The 15,440-nt window shown below is 71.2% G+C and carries 13 protein-coding genes; 11 read left to right on the top strand and 2 right to left on the bottom strand.

Going from position 1 to position 15,440, the window contains the following annotated elements; genetic code table 11:
* Nucleotides 1–2 precede the first annotated feature (2 nt).
* From FHX71_RS28355 to FHX71_RS28305, 11 genes are all read left to right on the top strand, one after another.
* A complete protein-coding gene (locus FHX71_RS28355; protein WP_182620783.1) occupies nucleotides 3–1,649 on the top strand; it encodes a P-loop NTPase family protein in 1,647 nt (548 codons plus the stop codon).
* 1 nt (nucleotide 1,650) lies between these two features.
* The gene (locus tag FHX71_RS28350) at nucleotides 1,651–2,028 is read left to right on the top strand and encodes a TadE/TadG family type IV pilus assembly protein (RefSeq protein ID WP_182620782.1); all 378 of its coding nucleotides are present in this window, start codon (nucleotides 1,651–1,653) and stop codon (nucleotides 2,026–2,028) included.
* Nucleotide 2,029: 1 nt separating this feature from the next.
* The gene (locus FHX71_RS28345; RefSeq protein ID WP_182620781.1) at nucleotides 2,030–3,406 is read left to right on the top strand and encodes a TadA family conjugal transfer-associated ATPase; all 1,377 of its coding nucleotides are present in this window, start codon (nucleotides 2,030–2,032) and stop codon (nucleotides 3,404–3,406) included.
* Nucleotides 3,403–4,326: a type II secretion system F family protein gene (locus FHX71_RS28340; RefSeq protein WP_182620780.1), complete on the top strand. Its 924-nt coding sequence runs from the start codon at nucleotides 3,403–3,405 to the stop codon at nucleotides 4,324–4,326. The genes FHX71_RS28345 and FHX71_RS28340 overlap by 4 nt, the downstream gene beginning before the upstream one ends.
* A 1-nt stretch (nucleotide 4,327) precedes the next feature.
* A complete protein-coding gene (locus FHX71_RS28335) occupies nucleotides 4,328–5,209 on the top strand; it encodes a type II secretion system F family protein (protein WP_182620779.1) in 882 nt (293 codons plus the stop codon).
* Entirely contained in the window at nucleotides 5,196–6,479 is a 1,284-nt protein-coding gene (locus tag FHX71_RS30255; protein ID WP_182620778.1) for a sensor histidine kinase, read from the top strand. Before FHX71_RS28335 ends, FHX71_RS30255 begins: the two co-directional genes overlap by 14 nt.
* On the top strand, nucleotides 6,479–7,171 hold the full coding sequence (locus tag FHX71_RS28325; protein WP_182620777.1) for a response regulator transcription factor: 693 nt from the start codon (nucleotides 6,479–6,481) through the stop codon (nucleotides 7,169–7,171). Before FHX71_RS30255 ends, FHX71_RS28325 begins: the two co-directional genes overlap by 1 nt.
* Before the next feature lie 64 nt (nucleotides 7,172–7,235).
* Nucleotides 7,236–7,472: a hypothetical protein gene (locus tag FHX71_RS28320; RefSeq protein ID WP_220490513.1), complete on the top strand. Its 237-nt coding sequence runs from the start codon at nucleotides 7,236–7,238 to the stop codon at nucleotides 7,470–7,472.
* 29 nt (nucleotides 7,473–7,501) lie between these two features.
* Nucleotides 7,502–9,025: an OmpA family protein gene (locus FHX71_RS29610; protein ID WP_182620776.1), complete on the top strand. Its 1,524-nt coding sequence runs from the start codon at nucleotides 7,502–7,504 to the stop codon at nucleotides 9,023–9,025.
* A 6-nt stretch (nucleotides 9,026–9,031) separates the two neighbouring features.
* On the top strand, nucleotides 9,032–9,739 hold the full coding sequence (locus FHX71_RS28310; RefSeq protein ID WP_182620775.1) for a pilus assembly protein TadG-related protein: 708 nt from the start codon (nucleotides 9,032–9,034) through the stop codon (nucleotides 9,737–9,739).
* A gap of 90 nt (nucleotides 9,740–9,829) precedes the next feature.
* Nucleotides 9,830–10,648, top strand: coding sequence for a hypothetical protein (locus FHX71_RS28305; RefSeq protein ID WP_182620774.1), 819 nt, complete (start codon nucleotides 9,830–9,832; stop codon nucleotides 10,646–10,648).
* 98 nt (nucleotides 10,649–10,746) lie between these two features.
* Here the strand turns inward: FHX71_RS28305 and FHX71_RS28300 are convergent, their stop codons facing one another.
* Nucleotides 10,747–13,155 (bottom strand): hypothetical protein, encoded by a 2,409-nt coding sequence (locus FHX71_RS28300; protein ID WP_182620773.1) that lies wholly within the window; start codon nucleotides 13,153–13,155, stop codon nucleotides 10,747–10,749.
* Between the two features lie 208 nt (nucleotides 13,156–13,363).
* Entirely contained in the window at nucleotides 13,364–15,439 is a 2,076-nt protein-coding gene (paaZ, locus tag FHX71_RS28295) for a phenylacetic acid degradation bifunctional protein PaaZ (RefSeq protein ID WP_182620772.1), read from the bottom strand.
* Between the last annotated feature and the right edge of the window lies 1 nt (nucleotide 15,440).

The following is a 15,440-nucleotide window of genomic DNA, read 5'->3' as shown; positions in this document are numbered from 1 at the left end:
CCATGGTCACGAAGGTACTGCTCGCGACGGCGTCACCCGAGGTCCGGGACCACCTGGGGCACGTGTTCGCCGAGTCCGACCAGTTCGAGCTGACCGCGTCGCTGTCTGATGGCGCAGGGGTGCTGACGGCACTCGACCGGCACCCCGACGTCGGGATCGTCGTGATCGACGAGGCCGCCGACGGTGGTCAGGGTCACGCCCTGGCCCGGACCGTCGGTCTGGCCACGCCGCTCATCGGCATCGTGATGGTCGTGGACGCCCACAACCCGGGCGAGATGAACACGGCGATGGCCGCGGCGATGGAGGTCGGCGCCCGTTCGGTGATCGCCCGGAACGCCGGCCTCGAAGAGGTGCTGACCCGGTTCGAGGCGGTGGCCTCGTGGTCGACGGTGGCACGGGCCGCCATCAGCGCGGAACGGAACGGCGGCCGCGGCGGCCAGGTGGTCGTGGTGGCCGGCGCGAAGGGCGGCGTCGGTGCGTCCGTGCTCGCACTGCTGCTCGCCCGGGCCGGCCGCAGCGGCGACACCACGCTCGTGGACTTCGACCTGGGGGCCGGCGACCTCGCCGCGTACGCGGGTGTGCGCACCCGGCGCTCGGTGGTCGACCTGGCGGGCGTCGAGGGTGAGGTGACGGCCCGCATGCTGCGCGAGACCACCTACGAGGTGGGTGGTGGCCTGCGGCTGCTGACCGCACCGAACGACGGCGAACGCGGCGAGGACATGACGCCCGCCGCGGCCCGGTCCATCGTGAGCGCCCTCCGCTTCGAGTCGAATCTCGCGGTGCTCGACGTGGGCGCCCACCTGGACGAGCCGCGCGCGACAGCCATCGAGTTCGCGGACCGGGTGCTGCTCGTCACCACCCCGGACCTCCCCGCCCTGCGGGCCGCCCGGCGCGTCATCGCGCAGTGGGACCGGCTGGCGATCCGCCGTCCGGCAGCGGTGGAGCTCGTGCTCAATCGCCGCAGCTCCCGCGACGAGGTCACGCCTCAGCTCGCCGAGCGCATCGTCGAGCGCCCCATCGCCTTCACGGTGCCCGAGGGGGGCACCACGTTCGCCGCCGCGGTCAACACCGCGACGCTGCTGGAGACCCCCACATCGGTGCACACCGCCGTCGCCGAGGTCGGCATCGCCGCGCTCAGTGCGGCAACCCCCGTCACGCTGCAGGGCGATGAGCCGGCGGGGGTTGCCGCGCTGGTCGCAGGCACCTCCGCCCGCAACGGGCGTTTGGGCGCAGCACAGAAGCGGCAGGCCCGCCGGGCGGCCCGCGAGAAGGGCACCGACGCCGAGGCAGGCCAGTCCACCGTCGAGCTCCCGGTGGTCATCCTGATCGCGCTGACCGTCTTCCTGCTGTGCGCGCAGGGCATCGGCTGGGCGACGAGCATGCTGACGGCCCGGGCCGCCGCGCAGGAGGGCGCTCGGACGGTCGGCGTCGCCGGGTACTACGACCGGTTCGGCAACCCGCGCGACGACGTCGTCGAGCAGGCCCGACACGACGTCCGCGACCGGCTCCCGGACTGGATGGGCTCGGTCGACGACGCGGACATCGAGGTGGGTGCCGACGAGGTGAGCGTGCGGGTCACCGTCGAGACGCTCGTGCCCGGCATGGATCTCTCCGCGTCGTCGTCCGCCGCCGTCTACCGGGAGAACTGAGATGCGCCGGCACCAGGCTCCGGCCGAGCGCGGCCAGGCGACCATCGAGCTCGTCGGGGTCGTGTTCGCCGTCGTCCTGGTGGCGCTCCTGGCGATCCAGGGCATCACCGTTGCCCAGACGGCGTCGATCACCCAGGAGGCGGCACGGAACGGGGCCCGCGCCCTCAGCCAGGGCCAGGACTGGGAGGCCGTGGTGCGCAGGCAGGTGCCGGACGGGCTCGAGCTGAAGGAGCTGGAACCCGAGATCGACCGCGGCAGTGCCAGCGTGCGGGTGACGGTCTCGGCGCCGCTCGGGCTGGCGGGGGTGGAGGTCACGAACATCTCCGTCACCCGGACCGCCGCCTTCCCTGTGCACCAACCACGACTGACTGGGGACTGACATGGGCCTGCGCGACCGGCTCGCCGTCGACGAACGGCACGACGACGACAACGACCTTGCGAAGACGTACCGCGAGCGGCTCCTCGAAGAGGTGGATGTCGACGAGCTCGCCCGGCTCTCGCCCTCCCAGCGGCGGATCCGGCTGGAGCGGGTGCTCTCCCGCATCCTGTCCGCCGACGGCCCGGTGCTCTCCGCCCGCGAGCGCAGCGCCCTGGTGCAACGGATCGCCGACGAGGCGCTCGGCCTGGGTGTGCTGGAGCCGCTGCTGGCGGACGAGTCCATCACCGAGATCATGGTGAACGGGCCGAAGGACGTGTTCGTGGAGCGTTACGGCAAGGTGGAGCGGGTACAGACGCGGTTCGCGTCGGCAGAGCAGCTCTTCCAGACGATCGACCGGATCGTGTCGCAGGTGAACCGCCGCGTGGACGAGTCCTCCCCGATGGTGGACGCGCGCCTGCCCAGCGGCGAGCGCGTCAACGTGATCATCCCGCCGCTGGCGCTCGACGGCCCGACGTTGACCATCCGACGGTTCCCGACGCCGTTCCGGATGGGTGAGCTGGTGGACAAGGGCACCCTGGACCGGGGCACGGCGAGCCTGCTCGGAGCGTGCGTGCGGGCCCGGCTGAACATCGTGGTGTCCGGAGGTACCGGTTCGGGCAAGACCACGTTCCTGAACGCGCTGTCCGGCATGATCCCGGACCACGAGCGGATCGTGACCATCGAGGACGCCGCGGAGCTGTCCCTCCAGCAGGGCCACGTGGTGCGGCTCGAGTCCCGCCCGGCGAACGTGGAGGGCCGCGGCGCGGTGACCATCCGCGAGCTGGTGCGCAACGCGCTGCGCATGCGGCCCGACCGCATCATCGTCGGCGAGGTGCGCGGCGGCGAGACCCTGGACATGCTCCAGGCGATGAACACCGGCCACGACGGCTCGGTGGCGACCGTGCACGCGAACACGGCACGCGACGCACTCAGCCGGCTGGAGACGCTCGCCTCGATGAGCGAGATCGAGCTCCCGGCCGCGACCCTGCGGGACCAGATCAACTCGGCCATCGACCTGATCGTGCACCTGGAGCGGGCGGCGGACGGATCACGCCGGGTGGTCGAGGTGCAGGCCGTGACCTCGCAGCGCCGTGAGGAGTTCGCGCTGACGCCGCTGGTGCTCTTCAGCAAGGACCCGATCGGACCGGACCGCGCGGTGACCGGGCGGTTCGTCCCGTCACAGGTCCCGGACGCGCTGCGGCAACGCCTGGAGCGCGCGGGCGAGACGGCGCCGGTGCTCGAACCTGCGCCGGTCGAGGGCCGGCAGGTCGAGCTCACGCTGGTCGAGTCGACCCCGCGGGTCGACCCCGTCGAGACCGCGGACGGAGAGAACCGATGATCGTCCTGCTCATCGCCGGCGGCCTGTTCCTGACCTTGCTGCTGGCGGCCGCCACGGTGGCGACGTTGGCGGGCGACGCGGAGAGGCAGCGGCTGATGGTGGAGTCCGCCGACCTCGAGGCGGCCTCCGGGATCCGCCTGTTCGACCGGCTCGACGAGCGGCTGCAGAACACGCGCCGGGGGCAGCGGCTGATCGCCCTGCTCGCCGGGTCCGGCCTGCCTACCTGGTCGCCGTCCATGCTCCTCGCCGGGTCGGCGGCGGGGGCGCTCGCCATGGGCCTGATCGTGCTGCCGCTCTACGGCTGGGCCACGGCGGTGCTCGCGACCCTGCTCGTCGTCGTGGGCGTACGCAGCTGGCTGGACCGGCGGCGCAAGCAGCGCGTGGAGCGGTTCGTGGCGCAGCTCCCGGAGCTGGCCCGGCTCCTGGCGAACGGCGCGTCGGCAGGGCTCGCGGTGCACCGTTCGCTGGAGCTCGCGGCCGACGAGATCGCCGAGCCCGCGGCCACGGAGATGGCACAGGTCAGCGCCGAGATGGCGCTCGGCCGCTCCCTTCGGGACGCCCTGTCGGCGCTGAGCGAGCGGCTGCCCTCCCGCGAGCTCTCGGTGCTGGTGCAGACACTGACCATCCAGGGCCGGACCGGTGGCGCGCTCGTCACCGCCCTGTCCGGTATCGGAACCACGCTGGAGGAACGGCGCCGACTGCGGCGCGAGGTGGTGAGCGCCACGATCGGGGCCCAGTTCTCCGGGTACACGGTCATCTTCCTCGGCTTCGGTGCGGTGCTGCTGATGAACGCTTTCAGCCCCGGGGTCATGGACGTGATGATCACCAACCTGGCGGGCCAGGCGGTGCTGGTGATCGCGACCGGGCTGTTCGCGATCGGTTACGTGGTAGTGCGCCGCGTCTCGAAGGTGGAGGTGTGACGTGCTGGACCTGTTGATCGCGGCTGCCGCCGCCGGGCTGGTGGCGCTGGGCATGACCGGGTTCCGGCTCGTGACGAGCACGGGCCTGGAAGACGTCGAGGCCGAGTACGCACCCAGCGCGGAGCCCCGGCCGCGCGGCTTCATCGCCGTGCTGGACGTGATCGGGGCGCCCCTGCTCTCCACGGCGGTCCGGCTGCACGGACGAGCCCGGCTGCAGCGGCTGGACACCATGATCCGTCGAGCCGGCCGGCCCGACGGCGTGACGCTGACGATGTTCGTCCGCCGCGAGGCGGCCTTCCTGGTGCTCGCGGTCGCGTTCGGCCTCCTGCTCACGCTCCAGGGTCTATGGATGTTCGGCCTGCTGCTGGCACTCGTGCTGGCCCTCTGGATGCGCCTGTGGCTCTTCCTGGCGGGGAACGCACGGCAGGAGCAGGTCGACAGCGAGCTGCCCGACTTCCTGGACGTGCTCAGCGTGACCGTGACCGCGGGCCTGGGCTTCCGGCAGGCACTCGAGCGGGTGTGCGAGCTGCACGACGGCGCGCTGGCCGCCGAGATGCGCACCGCGCTGCAGGAGATGAACGTGGGCACGTCCCGGCGTCAGGCGTTCATCGCGCTGCGGGAACGCAACAGGTCCGCGGCCGTCGGTACCTTCGTGACCGCGATGCTGCAGGCAGAGGAGCTGGGCGTGCCGCTGGCGGACGCCCTCACGGACATCGCCTCGGACGTGCGCCGCGAGCACGCCGAGAACGTGCGTCGGAAGGCGTCACGCGCAGCGCCCCTGGTATCGCTCGTCGTCACCCTGACCATCCTGCCCGGGGCCCTGATCCTCATCGTGTCCTCGGTGCTGATCGCGAACGCGGGGGTCCTCGGTGGGATTCTCTGAGCTGCTGGCGCCCAGGCACCCGATGGACCCGTTGACCCAGCGGGCCATCGGGTCCACCGTGCGCCTGCTGTGCCAGGTGCGCCTGGTGGTCCTGGCGTTCGCCCTGGTACTGGCCCTGCTCGACGGCGCGGGCTGGCTCGGTGTGTCCCTCGTGATGCTCGCCGCCCCGTTCTCCTTCGTGCCCGCGCTGAACTGGGACGCCCGTGGGCGGGCCTACGCCCGCAACGGGATCCTGCTGGCCGGGGACGTCGTCGTCGCCGTCGTGACGCTCCTGCCGATCGCCGGGTCGCCGCTCATGGCCATCTACGCTGCGGCGACCGCGGCGCTGTGGGGCCTCCTCGCCGGTCCGTTGCTCGGACTGGTCATGGCGGTGCCCCTGGCACTCCACCAGCTCACGGTGTACGGGGACGGTCTGCGTGGGGTGGTCACCGGGACCGCGGGTGCGGCCCTCGTCGTGGTGATGACCTGGACCGGTACCGTGCTGGGGCGGCGACTGCGGAGGCAGGCGCTCACGTCGGTGGCGCTGGTGGCGACGCGCGAGCACGAGGCCGCCCTGGCGGAACGGCTGCGCCTGGCGCGGGACCTGCACGACACCGTGGCGGGTGACCTCGCGGGCCTTGCCCTGGCGACCCGGGGGCTGGCCGACCGCCTGGACCGGGAGGGATCGGATCCGAGCACCATCCGGCTGGCGCGGGAGCTGTCCGACGCCGTCGGGGTGGCGCACCAGCACACCAGGGCGACCCTGGGGGAGCTGCGTGACGATGCCTCCGGTGTGACCGGCCCCGTGACCGACCTCGCCCGGCGCTGGACCGAACGCACCGGGATCCCGGCCCAGGTGTCCGCGGGACCGGAGGTCGACGACGTCGTCGGCCCGGGCCGCGCCCAGCACGTCCGGGCCCTGGTGACCGAGCTGCTGGAGAACGTGCGCAAGCACGCGGACGCCACCCGGGTCGAGATCACCGTGTCCGTGACCGACGGGATGGCGGAGGTGGTCCTGTCGGACGACGGCGCGGGGCTCTCGACGGGAGTCGCCGGCGGGTACGGGATGCGCGGCGTCCGCGAGCGGGCCGCGCTGTGCGGCGGCGACGCCGCGTGGTCCCTTGGGGTGGAGGGCGGCACCACCGTGCGGGTGACGCTCCCGGACGAACCCGTCGACCGGCCGGCCGCGGAGCCGACGACGGCGCACGACCCACCCGGACGGGACCGCACGACCGGTGCCGTTCCCGACCCCGCAGCGACTTCACACGCAGTGACTCCGAAGGTGGCTTGATGCGAATTCTCACCGTGGACGACAACCCGATCATCCGGATGGGCCTGCGAAGCCTCCTGGAGGGGACCGACGGCGTGACCTCGGTGGACGACACCGGCGATCCCGAGGAGGCGGTGGCGCGCGTGGACTCCGGGCAGGTCGACGTCGTGCTGTTGGACGTGCGGATGCCCCTGATGAGCGGGTTGGAGCTCCTGCCACGGCTCTCCGGGGCCACGGTGGTGATGTTGACGCACACCGACGACCCGGCCGCGGTCTCCGAGGCGATGGCGGCCGGCGCCGCCGGGTACCTCGTCCACGGCGTGCTGGAGCCGGGAGCGATGCTGGACGCGATCCGGCTGTGCCGGAACGGGAGCCAGGTGGTCTCCGGCGTCTCGACGCTCCGGGTCGAGGCCGCCGCCCCGGCCGCGGCGCCCGCCGTACGGAGCCTGCTGTCCCCGCGCGAGGCCGAGGTGATGGACCTCGTGGCCGGCGGGCTCTCCAACCGGGAGGTCGCGGCGCACCTCGTCCTCTCCGAGAAGACCGTGAAGAACCACCTCAACAGCCTGTTCGCCAAGCTCGGCGTCACCACCCGGAGCCAGGCCATCGTCCGCTGGCTGCACCAGGACCAGGACACCGGTAGGACCCTGGGCCCAGGCAGAACGGGCCCTGGTGTGGGACCGGGCACCCTGGGCGCGAGGTCCGCGGCTCCGTAGGTTCGTCGGTGTGGTTACGGCCGGTTCCGTAGCCGACACCGGATACCGAGCTATGGAGGACACCATGTCGAAGCTGCACCAGAAGGCGATTGACGCTCACACGATGCTGCGCTTCCGCACCGCTCGCGCGATGGACCGTTTCATCGACGAGGAGCGTGGGCAGGGCAGCGTCGAGTACATCGGCATCATCCTGGTCGTCGTGGCGATCGTCACCGCCGTCATTGCCGGCGCCACGCCCATCGGCACCGCGATCATCACCAAGCTCACGGCGGCAGTGAACAAGATCGGCGGCACCGCCTGATCTACCCGAGAACGACGACGGAGGTACCGATGCGTAGGACCGCGCTCACCACCCTTGCGGCCGGTCTCGTGGCCCTGTCGGCAGGTTGCGGGCTCCTCGGTACCACCGAGCCCGGTCCGACGGCGGAGCCCCCGGCTGACGCATCGGCAGACCCGACCTCGCCCGAAGGCTCCCCGCCTCCGGGCGAGGTCGTCTCCGTGGAGCGGGACTGGCACGGCGCGCGGGTGAGCTTCGACGTGCGTCCCGTCGAGGTCGACGGTGACCTGGCCGTCCTGCGGTACGACCTCCACGCGACGTCGCCGAGACCGGTGGAGCTGTCGACCATCGTCCTGAACCTCGGCGGGCTCGGCAGCGCCTCCACCGACGGCCGTGGCGTCCGGCTCTTCGACGCCGCCGAGGCTCGCGTCCACCCCGTGGCCGAGGCCTCCGGCGACCTGCCCGCCGCCGCGATCGACTGGACGGCCGACGACACCCTCCAGGGCTCGGCGGTCGCGGTCTTCGCGGCGCCCGCGGACGAGTCGGTGGACGTGCTGTTCCCCGGCTTCGGCGTCGTGACCGTACCCGTGGTCGCGGCGGGCGACGACTTCGAGGACGCCGTCGCCCGGGTCGGCGGTGTCGACGACGCGGAGACGAAGAAGATCCGGGCATTCACCCGCAGCCACGACGCCGGGTCGGCGACCTCCGCGGAGGACGACGAGGTCACGGTCACCCTCGCGTCCGACGTCCTCTTCGCCTCCGACAAGCACACGCTGTCGAAGAAGGCACAGGGCGTCGTGGACCGGGCCGCCGCATCGATCAAGAAGCAGGCGGACGCCGGTGACGTGCAGGTGGTGGGCCACACCGACGACGTCGACACCGATGCCTACAACCAGACGCTGTCCGAGCGCCGCGCCCGGTCCGTCGCCGACCGGCTGCGCGCCGCCCTCGCCGGCGACTTCACGGTGACCGAGGACGGGCGCGGCGAGAGCGAGCCGATCGCCGAGGGCACGAGCCCGGAGGCGCGGGCCGCGAACCGGCGCGTCGAGATCCACTTCCGCGGCAGCCTGGTCGTCGAGGCCGACTCGAAGGACGACATCCCCGAGACCGACGCCCCGTCCGCAGAGAACGGCCCCGTCACCATCTCCACGGATGGTGGCGAGTACGCGATCGAGGTGGAGTCGCTGGTGCGTCGGCCCGGCGCGATAGTGGGCACGCTCGTGGCGAAACGCACGAGCGGCGGCTCGATCGACCCGGCCTGGTTCCTCCCGGCCTACCTGAAGCAGATCGGCGACCGGCAGTTCGGTGCCCTGGGCGACCTCGCCGGGGCCCACAACCTCTCGCTGCTCGGCACCGAGGAGCGCGTGCTGCCCTTCGACTACACGGAGGACGAGACCGTCGGTTTCGTCCTGCGGCGGCTGCTCGGCGACGAGGAGGTCAAGCCCATGGGCCGCGGCGAGTCCACGCTGATCACCGTCGTGTGGCCCGACACCGGCCAGGACACGGTGACCGTCGACGCACCGGACCGTTTCCGGATCACCGACGTGCCGGTGACCGAAGCCCCGACAGGAGACTGAGCCATCATGGGACGCAGCCAACGGCACCGCCGCCCGCTCTTCGCCCGGTGGCGGCACGACGAGGACCGCGAGCGCGGTTCGTTGCACGTCATGGCCATCCCGATCGCCGTCGGCATGCTGAGCGTCGCTGTGCTGGTGATCTCGATGGTGGGCTCGGCGACGAACGACCGGCGCGAGGCCGGCACCGCGGCCGACTCAGCCGCGCTGGCAGCCGCCCAGGAGTGGGACGAGCACCTGGGCGCGCTGCACGGGCTGCACCTGCTGCCCGGCGACTTCGGCGACTTCTGGGGAATCATCGAGGAGCTGCTGCTCACCCTGGTGGTCGCGGACAAGATGGAGGAGGCCGCCACGGCGTACGCGGAGGCCAACGGCGCCGAGCTGGCCGACTTCGACTACGACGTCGACAGCCTCAGGGTGTGGGTCGAGGTGGAGCACGAGGACGAGGTGCCCGTCGCCGAGATCCGTTCGAAGGCGGAGGCCACGGCGCAGATCAAGCTCAACGGCGGGCTGTGCGAGGACGACGGCAGCCTCGGCTGGATGATCGACGGCGAGTGCGTCACCGAGCCGGACGAGGACGAGATGCCGGGCGAGGACCAGGGTGAGGACCCTGGCAGCGAGGAGCCCGGGGACGGCGACGAGGAAGAGGACGAGGAGCCGGCCTGGGAGGCACCCGAGGTCGACGGTTACGGCAGCCGCATCGTGCTCGTCGACTGAGCGGTCCGGCCGAGAGCCCCAGCCCTGGATCCAGTTGGAGCCCTGGGCCCTGTACCCGCCCGCACGCCGCGGTATGCTCTTGCCTCTCTCATGAAGGTCGAAATGTCCATTTTTTGGCAGGCGTCCACGGCCCGTAGCGAGCGTGGTCAGGGCACGGTCGAGTACATCGGTGTGGTGGCTGTCGTCATCGTGATCGTGGCCGCGGTCGTCGCTATGACGACCCCCGTGGGCGGTGCCGTCATAGCGAGCATGACGTGTGCGTTCCAGGACATCGGGTCGGTCCAGGAAACCGACGCGGCCTGCGAACCCGGCGAGGTCGAAGCCGACGACGAGGACGACCGTGAGGTCGATCTGCCTGGCGGCCTGGGCCCCGACACCGCTCTGCGCTGTCAGGACGACTGGGAGTTCTGCCAGCCCGAGAAGCTCGAGGACGGTGAGACCGCAGTCTGCCTCTTTCCGCTGGGAACCCTGGGGTGCGGGGTGGAGAAGGTGGACGAGGAAGACCTTCCCCCGTACGACCCCGAGGACGACTGCACCACGGACGACAGCTGCGAGGGCGTGTGGGACGGCGCGATGGAGCCCGGTGAGTCCGAGGGCGAGATCGAGCAGGTGGGGTGGTTCGAGTGCAACTTCAACATCCTGGGCTGGTACCCGAACGACAACGTCAGGTTCTCCTGGGAGGCCAACTCCCTCAGCGGTGCCGGCGCGGCAACGCCCAGCGTGTGCGTCGACGGACCCGGCACGATCAACATCGACCAGGAAGGGGTCGAGCGGTTCGACGCCGGCGAGCACACCGGGTGGTTCATCTACAAGGGCGATGACGGGTACGAGTACAAGCACTACTTCGAAGAGGGCGAGACCTCGTACTTCGACCCGTCGAGCACCGTCTACGAGGTCCACATCGACTGAGGTGCCGCTCGCCCGGCTCGAAGCTCGCGTCCGGCTCGCTGTCAGACGAGCGATCGACGGCGGCGGCTGACCCCGGTGGGCGCAATCTGCGCCCCGGGCTACTTCTCCTCGAACCTCACGATCTTCTCGTCGCTGTCGTAGTCGAACTGCCCCCGGAACCGCCAGTTGTTGTAACCGCCGTCGCCGTTGTTCTTGACCGTGCCGCCGTCCAGCGCGATCACGTCCATGCCGTCGACCGTTGCGAGGTGGTCGAAGCCGCCCACGAAGTTGAAGTCGAAGTTGTCGAAGTCCTTGACCACCAGGATGTTCTTGTCCGGGTAGGCCGCGGAGTACTCGTCGACGAGCGACTCGGTCAGGTCGTCGTTGTCGCCCGGCACGTCGCCGTCGTAGTCGGTACCGGGGTAGGTGCCGTCCGTGAATCGCGGGCTGTCGTTGTCGTACATGTCGAACTCGGTACCCGGCGCGGAGAAGTCATCGGTGTAGTACCCGTCGTCCGGCTCGAACTCGACGTGGTTGCATCGCGGTGCCGGATCGACGATCTGCTTGTCGCCGTTCACATCGGTCACCTCCAGCGAGGACTCGTTCAGGGTCCGTTCCTCATCGACCGTGGCCCACTCGACGTCAAGCAGGTCCAGGCCCTGCCAGCTGATGTTGGTGTTACCGCTCTCGGTGGTCTTCGTGGTGTCGTAGTCCAGCTCGCGGACGTTTCCGTACTCCTCGGCGACCTCGTAGATCCCACCGCCTTCGGAGTCGTTGCCGTCCATCTCGACGTCGTCCTTCTGAAGGTCGCCGTCCTTGCCACCCGGGAAGACCTCGTCGATCTTCGGCCCCAGGGAGTCGCGCAGCTCGGGGTACTGGTTGAAGTCGATGATCAGCTCCTTCACCGTCGCGGTCCCCTCCTGCTCCGAGCTGTTGTAGCCGCCGCCGGCCGTGAACCCGTACGGCAACGTCGCCTCCAGATCGACGCCGGCGTCCTTGAGCGTCTGCAGCACCTGGTCGTCCATCGTGATGTACATCTGGGCCAGCTCACCGTCCGGACCCCAGATCACCGTGGTGCGGGTCGTGCCCTTCCACTCGACGCTCTTCGTGCCACCTACGCTGCCGCCCGCCCCCGACTCGTCGTCATCGTCCGACTTCTCCTTGTCCTTCTTGTCCTTCGTGAAGGGCTTGTCCCCCGCCAGCCCCGCTCCGATGATGAACGCGCCGATGTCGGAGGACTGGTAGGCCACCTCGTAGCTGCCGTCGGACCATTTGCGGCTCTCGATCTGGATCTCGCCCTCGTAACCGCCCTCGACGCTGCCCTCGATGTTGACAGGGCCGCTGTCCGTCTCGAAGGTCAGCCCTCCGGAGAGCTTGACCTTCTTGACGTCCACGTCGGCCGAACCGGCCACGTGGTGCTCAGGCTCCTCGTCGGCCAGCTCCTCGAGCCGGTCGCTCCGGTCATCGACGCCCGGGCAGTACTGAGGGCCGTAGGAGTAGCCCGTGCAGTTCTCCTGGCCGGTGCTGTTACGGACCGAGTCGTACTCCGCGTACCAGTCGATCCACTCCTGGGCGTCCTCCATGGACGTGAACTCGTAGGTCGTGTCGTTGGTGTAACCCGTGATGCCCGCGACGTCGAAGCTGATCGGCGAGCCGCCGACGCCGTCACCGCTGACCCCGGCACCCATCTCGACGCCGTCGAGGATGTGGATACGCACGCGGCCGTCACCCAGCTGCTCGATCAGCGAGCCCTGGCTGTCGCCGAAGCGGAAGAAGAGGAACTTCACGTTGGTCTGGTCGACGTGCCCGGTCACCTCGATGAAACAGTCCGGCTCCATCGAGTCGTACGCCTCTTCCACGCACTCGCGTAGCTCCCGCTGCTCCCCCGCACGATCCGCGCCCGGATCCGCGTCCCGGTAGGCCTCCCACTCGGCCTCGCAGCCCACGGGCACCGGCAGGTCCTTGCACCCCACCTGCACGTTGGGAACATCTTCGTCGATGTCCTCGCTGGTCGGGGCCGTGTTGACGCACTCCTCGCTGTCGGGGTCGTCGCTCGGCTCGCCGAATCCGTCCGTGACACAGTCGACGAAATCCTGGATCTCGTCCCCGAGGTAGACCCGCTCGTCGTCCTCCCGGTCGAACCAGCCCTCGGGCAGGTCACCCGACGCGCAGATCGTCGGCACCCAGTACCAGACGCAACCGATCTCGACCACGTGCGTGGAGTACTCCTCGTCGAGGTTGGTCTTGTCGAAGGTGACGTCCTGCTCGCAGTCACCCGACGGCGGGCTATAGCTGTCGCCCGTGTCTTCCTCGTCCCCGGTGTCTTCCTCGTCCCCCGCGTCGTCCTCGTCGCCCGATCCGCTCTCGTCGCCCGAGCCGGTGGAGCAATCCTCAGGGCCGTCCTCGAAGCTGCTCTGCACGACGCAGAGCAGCTCCGCGCTGATGTCCCGGCCCACCGGGGTCGCTGCCGCGAACACGACGCCGATCACGACCACGAGGAGTGCGACCAGACCCACGAACTCGACCATCCCCTGACCGAGCTGTCCGGAGGCAGTCGTTCGGGAACGCCATCGCTCCGCAGTGCGACGGAAGATCGCGCGATGGAATGGAGACATAGGAGCAAACTAGGCATCGTGGGCATAGGGCGCCACGGTCCCGGGACCTGTTCGAGTGACGGTCGCATGGGACCGGGGGCCCAACAGCGGGTGGGCCCCCGGCCACAGTTCCGGGCGGGGCCTACTCCTTGGCGACGAGGGTGAGCACCTCGTACGTCGCGACCTGCTCGTCGCGCTGGTTGGTGAGCACGGCGTCCCACCGCACCTCGCCGTAGTCCTCGTCCTCGCGCGGCGTGATCTGGGCGGCCGTCAACCGCACGCGCAGCGTGTCCCCGGGCACCACCGGCGTCAGGAAGCGCAGGTTCTCCAGGCCGTAGTTCGCGAGCACCGGCCCCGGCGCGGGGTCGACGAACAGCCCCGCCGCGAACGACACGAGCAGGTACCCGTGCGCCACCCGGCCGGGGAAGAACGGGTTGGCCGCCGCGGCCTCCTCGTCGGTGTGCGCGTAGAACGTGTCGCCGGTGAAGTCGGCGAAGTGCGCGATGTCGTCGAGGGTCACCTCGCGCGGCCCGGACTCGACGGCGTCGCCGACCCGGAGCACCGCCAGGGACTTGCGGAACGGGTGGCCCGTCCCCGTGCTCGACGGCGCCCCCGCCCGCCACCGCCCGGTCAGGCCGGTCAGCGCGGCGGGCGTGCCCTGCAGGGCCGTGCGCTGCATGTAGTGCTCGACGGCGCGGACGCCGCCGAGCTCCTCGCCCCCGCCGGCTCGGCCCGGTCCGCCGTGCACCAGGTGCGGCACCGGGGAGCCGTGGCCGGTCGAGGAGCGCGCGTCGTCCCGGTCGAGCACCAGCACGCGGCCGTGCATCGGCGCGATACCCGTCACGAGGTGCCGCACGACGGCGGGGTCGGCGGACGCGACGGTGGCGACGAGCGAGCCGCCGCCGAGGTTCGCCAGCCGCACGGCGTCGTCGAGGTCGCGGTAGCCGAGCACCGACGCGACCGGCCCGAAGGCCTCGATGTCGTGCACCGCGGGCGCGTCGGGGTCGGGGAACCGGAGCAGGACGGGCGCGACGAACGCGCCGTCCGGGGCGGGCCCGCGCGTGCCGTCGGCGTGCACCACCTCGGGCTCCGCGAGGTCGCCGACGACGATCTGCCCGCCGCCCGCGACCAGCTCGGCGACGCCGCGCAGCACCTCCTCCTTCTGCGCGACGCTCGCCAGCGCGCCCATGGTGACGCCGTCGGCCCGCGGGTCGCCGACGACGACGCGCTGCGCGATCCGCTCGCGGACGGCGTCGACCACGGCGTCCTGCCGGTCGGCCGGGACGATCACGCGCCGGATCGCGGTGCACTTCTGCCCGGCCTTCACCGTCATCTCGGTGACCACGGAGGCCACGAAGGCCGTGAACTCCGGGCTGCCAGGCTCCACGTCCGAGCCGAGCACGGCGGCGTTCAGCGAGTCGGTCTCGGCGGTGAGCACCACGCCCCGGCGGATGACGGCGTCGTCGACGGCGAGCACCCGGGCCGTGGACGCGGAGCCGGTGAAGCTCACGGTGTCGCGCACGTCGAGGTGGTCCAGGAACCCGCGGGCGGGGCCGCTGACGAGCTGCAGCACGCCGTCGGGCAGGATGCCGGAGTCCACGATCGCGCGGACCGCGGCCTCGGCGAGGTACGCCGTCGCGGAGGCGGGCTTGACGACGCTCGGCACGCCGGCGAGGAAGGCGGGCGCGAACTTCTCCAGCATGCCCCAGACGGGGAAGTTGAAGGCGTTGACCTGGAAGGCGACCCCCTGCCGCCGGGTGCGCACGTGCTGGCCGCCGAACGACCCGTCGCGGGACAGGCTCTCCGGCGGCCCGTCGACCAGGAGGTGCGCGTTCGGCAGCTCGCGGCGCCCCTTGGACCCGTAGGTGAACAGCACGCCGATGCCGCCGTCGATGTCGACCATGGCGTCCCGCCTGGTGCCGCCGGTGCGCAGGCTGACCTCGTACAGGTCCTCCTTGACCCCGGTCAGGTGCTGCGCGAGCCGCTTGAGCAGCAGCGCCCGCTGGTGGAAGGTCAGCGCGCCGAGCGCGTCCTGGCCGACCGTCCGCCCGTAGGCGACGACGGCCCCCAGGTCGAGGCCCTGCCCGGCCACCTCGGCGACCGGCTCGCCGGTCGAGGCGTCACGCACGACCTGCCCCGCGCCGTCCGACGGCGGGCGCTGCCACGCCCCGAGGACGTAGCTGTCGAGGGTGCGGGCCGGGGTCTCGGTCGCGGTCATG

Origin of the sequence: Promicromonospora sukumoe (assembly GCF_014137995.1) — a bacterium.
Classification (GTDB): Bacteria; Actinomycetota; Actinomycetes; order Actinomycetales; family Cellulomonadaceae; genus Promicromonospora; species Promicromonospora sukumoe.
The sequence above is the reverse complement of the archived record's forward strand: the minus strand, read 5'-3'. Positions and strand labels throughout refer to the sequence as shown.

Coding starts and splice junctions, on each gene's coding strand:
- FHX71_RS28355 (WP_182620783.1), top strand. CDS start 3: ATGGTCACGAAGGTACTGCTCGCGACGGCGTCACCCGAGGTCCGGGAC.
- FHX71_RS28350 (WP_182620782.1), top strand. CDS start 1,651: ATGCGCCGGCACCAGGCTCCGGCCGAGCGCGGCCAGGCGACCATCGAG.
- FHX71_RS28345 (WP_182620781.1), top strand. CDS start 2,030: ATGGGCCTGCGCGACCGGCTCGCCGTCGACGAACGGCACGACGACGAC.
- FHX71_RS28340 (WP_182620780.1), top strand. CDS start 3,403: ATGATCGTCCTGCTCATCGCCGGCGGCCTGTTCCTGACCTTGCTGCTG.
- FHX71_RS28325 (WP_182620777.1), top strand. CDS start 6,479: ATGCGAATTCTCACCGTGGACGACAACCCGATCATCCGGATGGGCCTG.
- FHX71_RS28320 (WP_220490513.1), top strand. CDS start 7,236: ATGTCGAAGCTGCACCAGAAGGCGATTGACGCTCACACGATGCTGCGC.
- FHX71_RS29610 (WP_182620776.1), top strand. CDS start 7,502: ATGCGTAGGACCGCGCTCACCACCCTTGCGGCCGGTCTCGTGGCCCTG.
- FHX71_RS28310 (WP_182620775.1), top strand. CDS start 9,032: ATGGGACGCAGCCAACGGCACCGCCGCCCGCTCTTCGCCCGGTGGCGG.
- FHX71_RS28305 (WP_182620774.1), top strand. CDS start 9,830: ATGAAGGTCGAAATGTCCATTTTTTGGCAGGCGTCCACGGCCCGTAGC.
- FHX71_RS28300 (WP_182620773.1), bottom strand. CDS start 13,155: ATGGTCGAGTTCGTGGGTCTGGTCGCACTCCTCGTGGTCGTGATCGGC.
- paaZ (WP_182620772.1), bottom strand. CDS start 15,439: ATGACCGCGACCGAGACCCCGGCCCGCACCCTCGACAGCTACGTCCTC.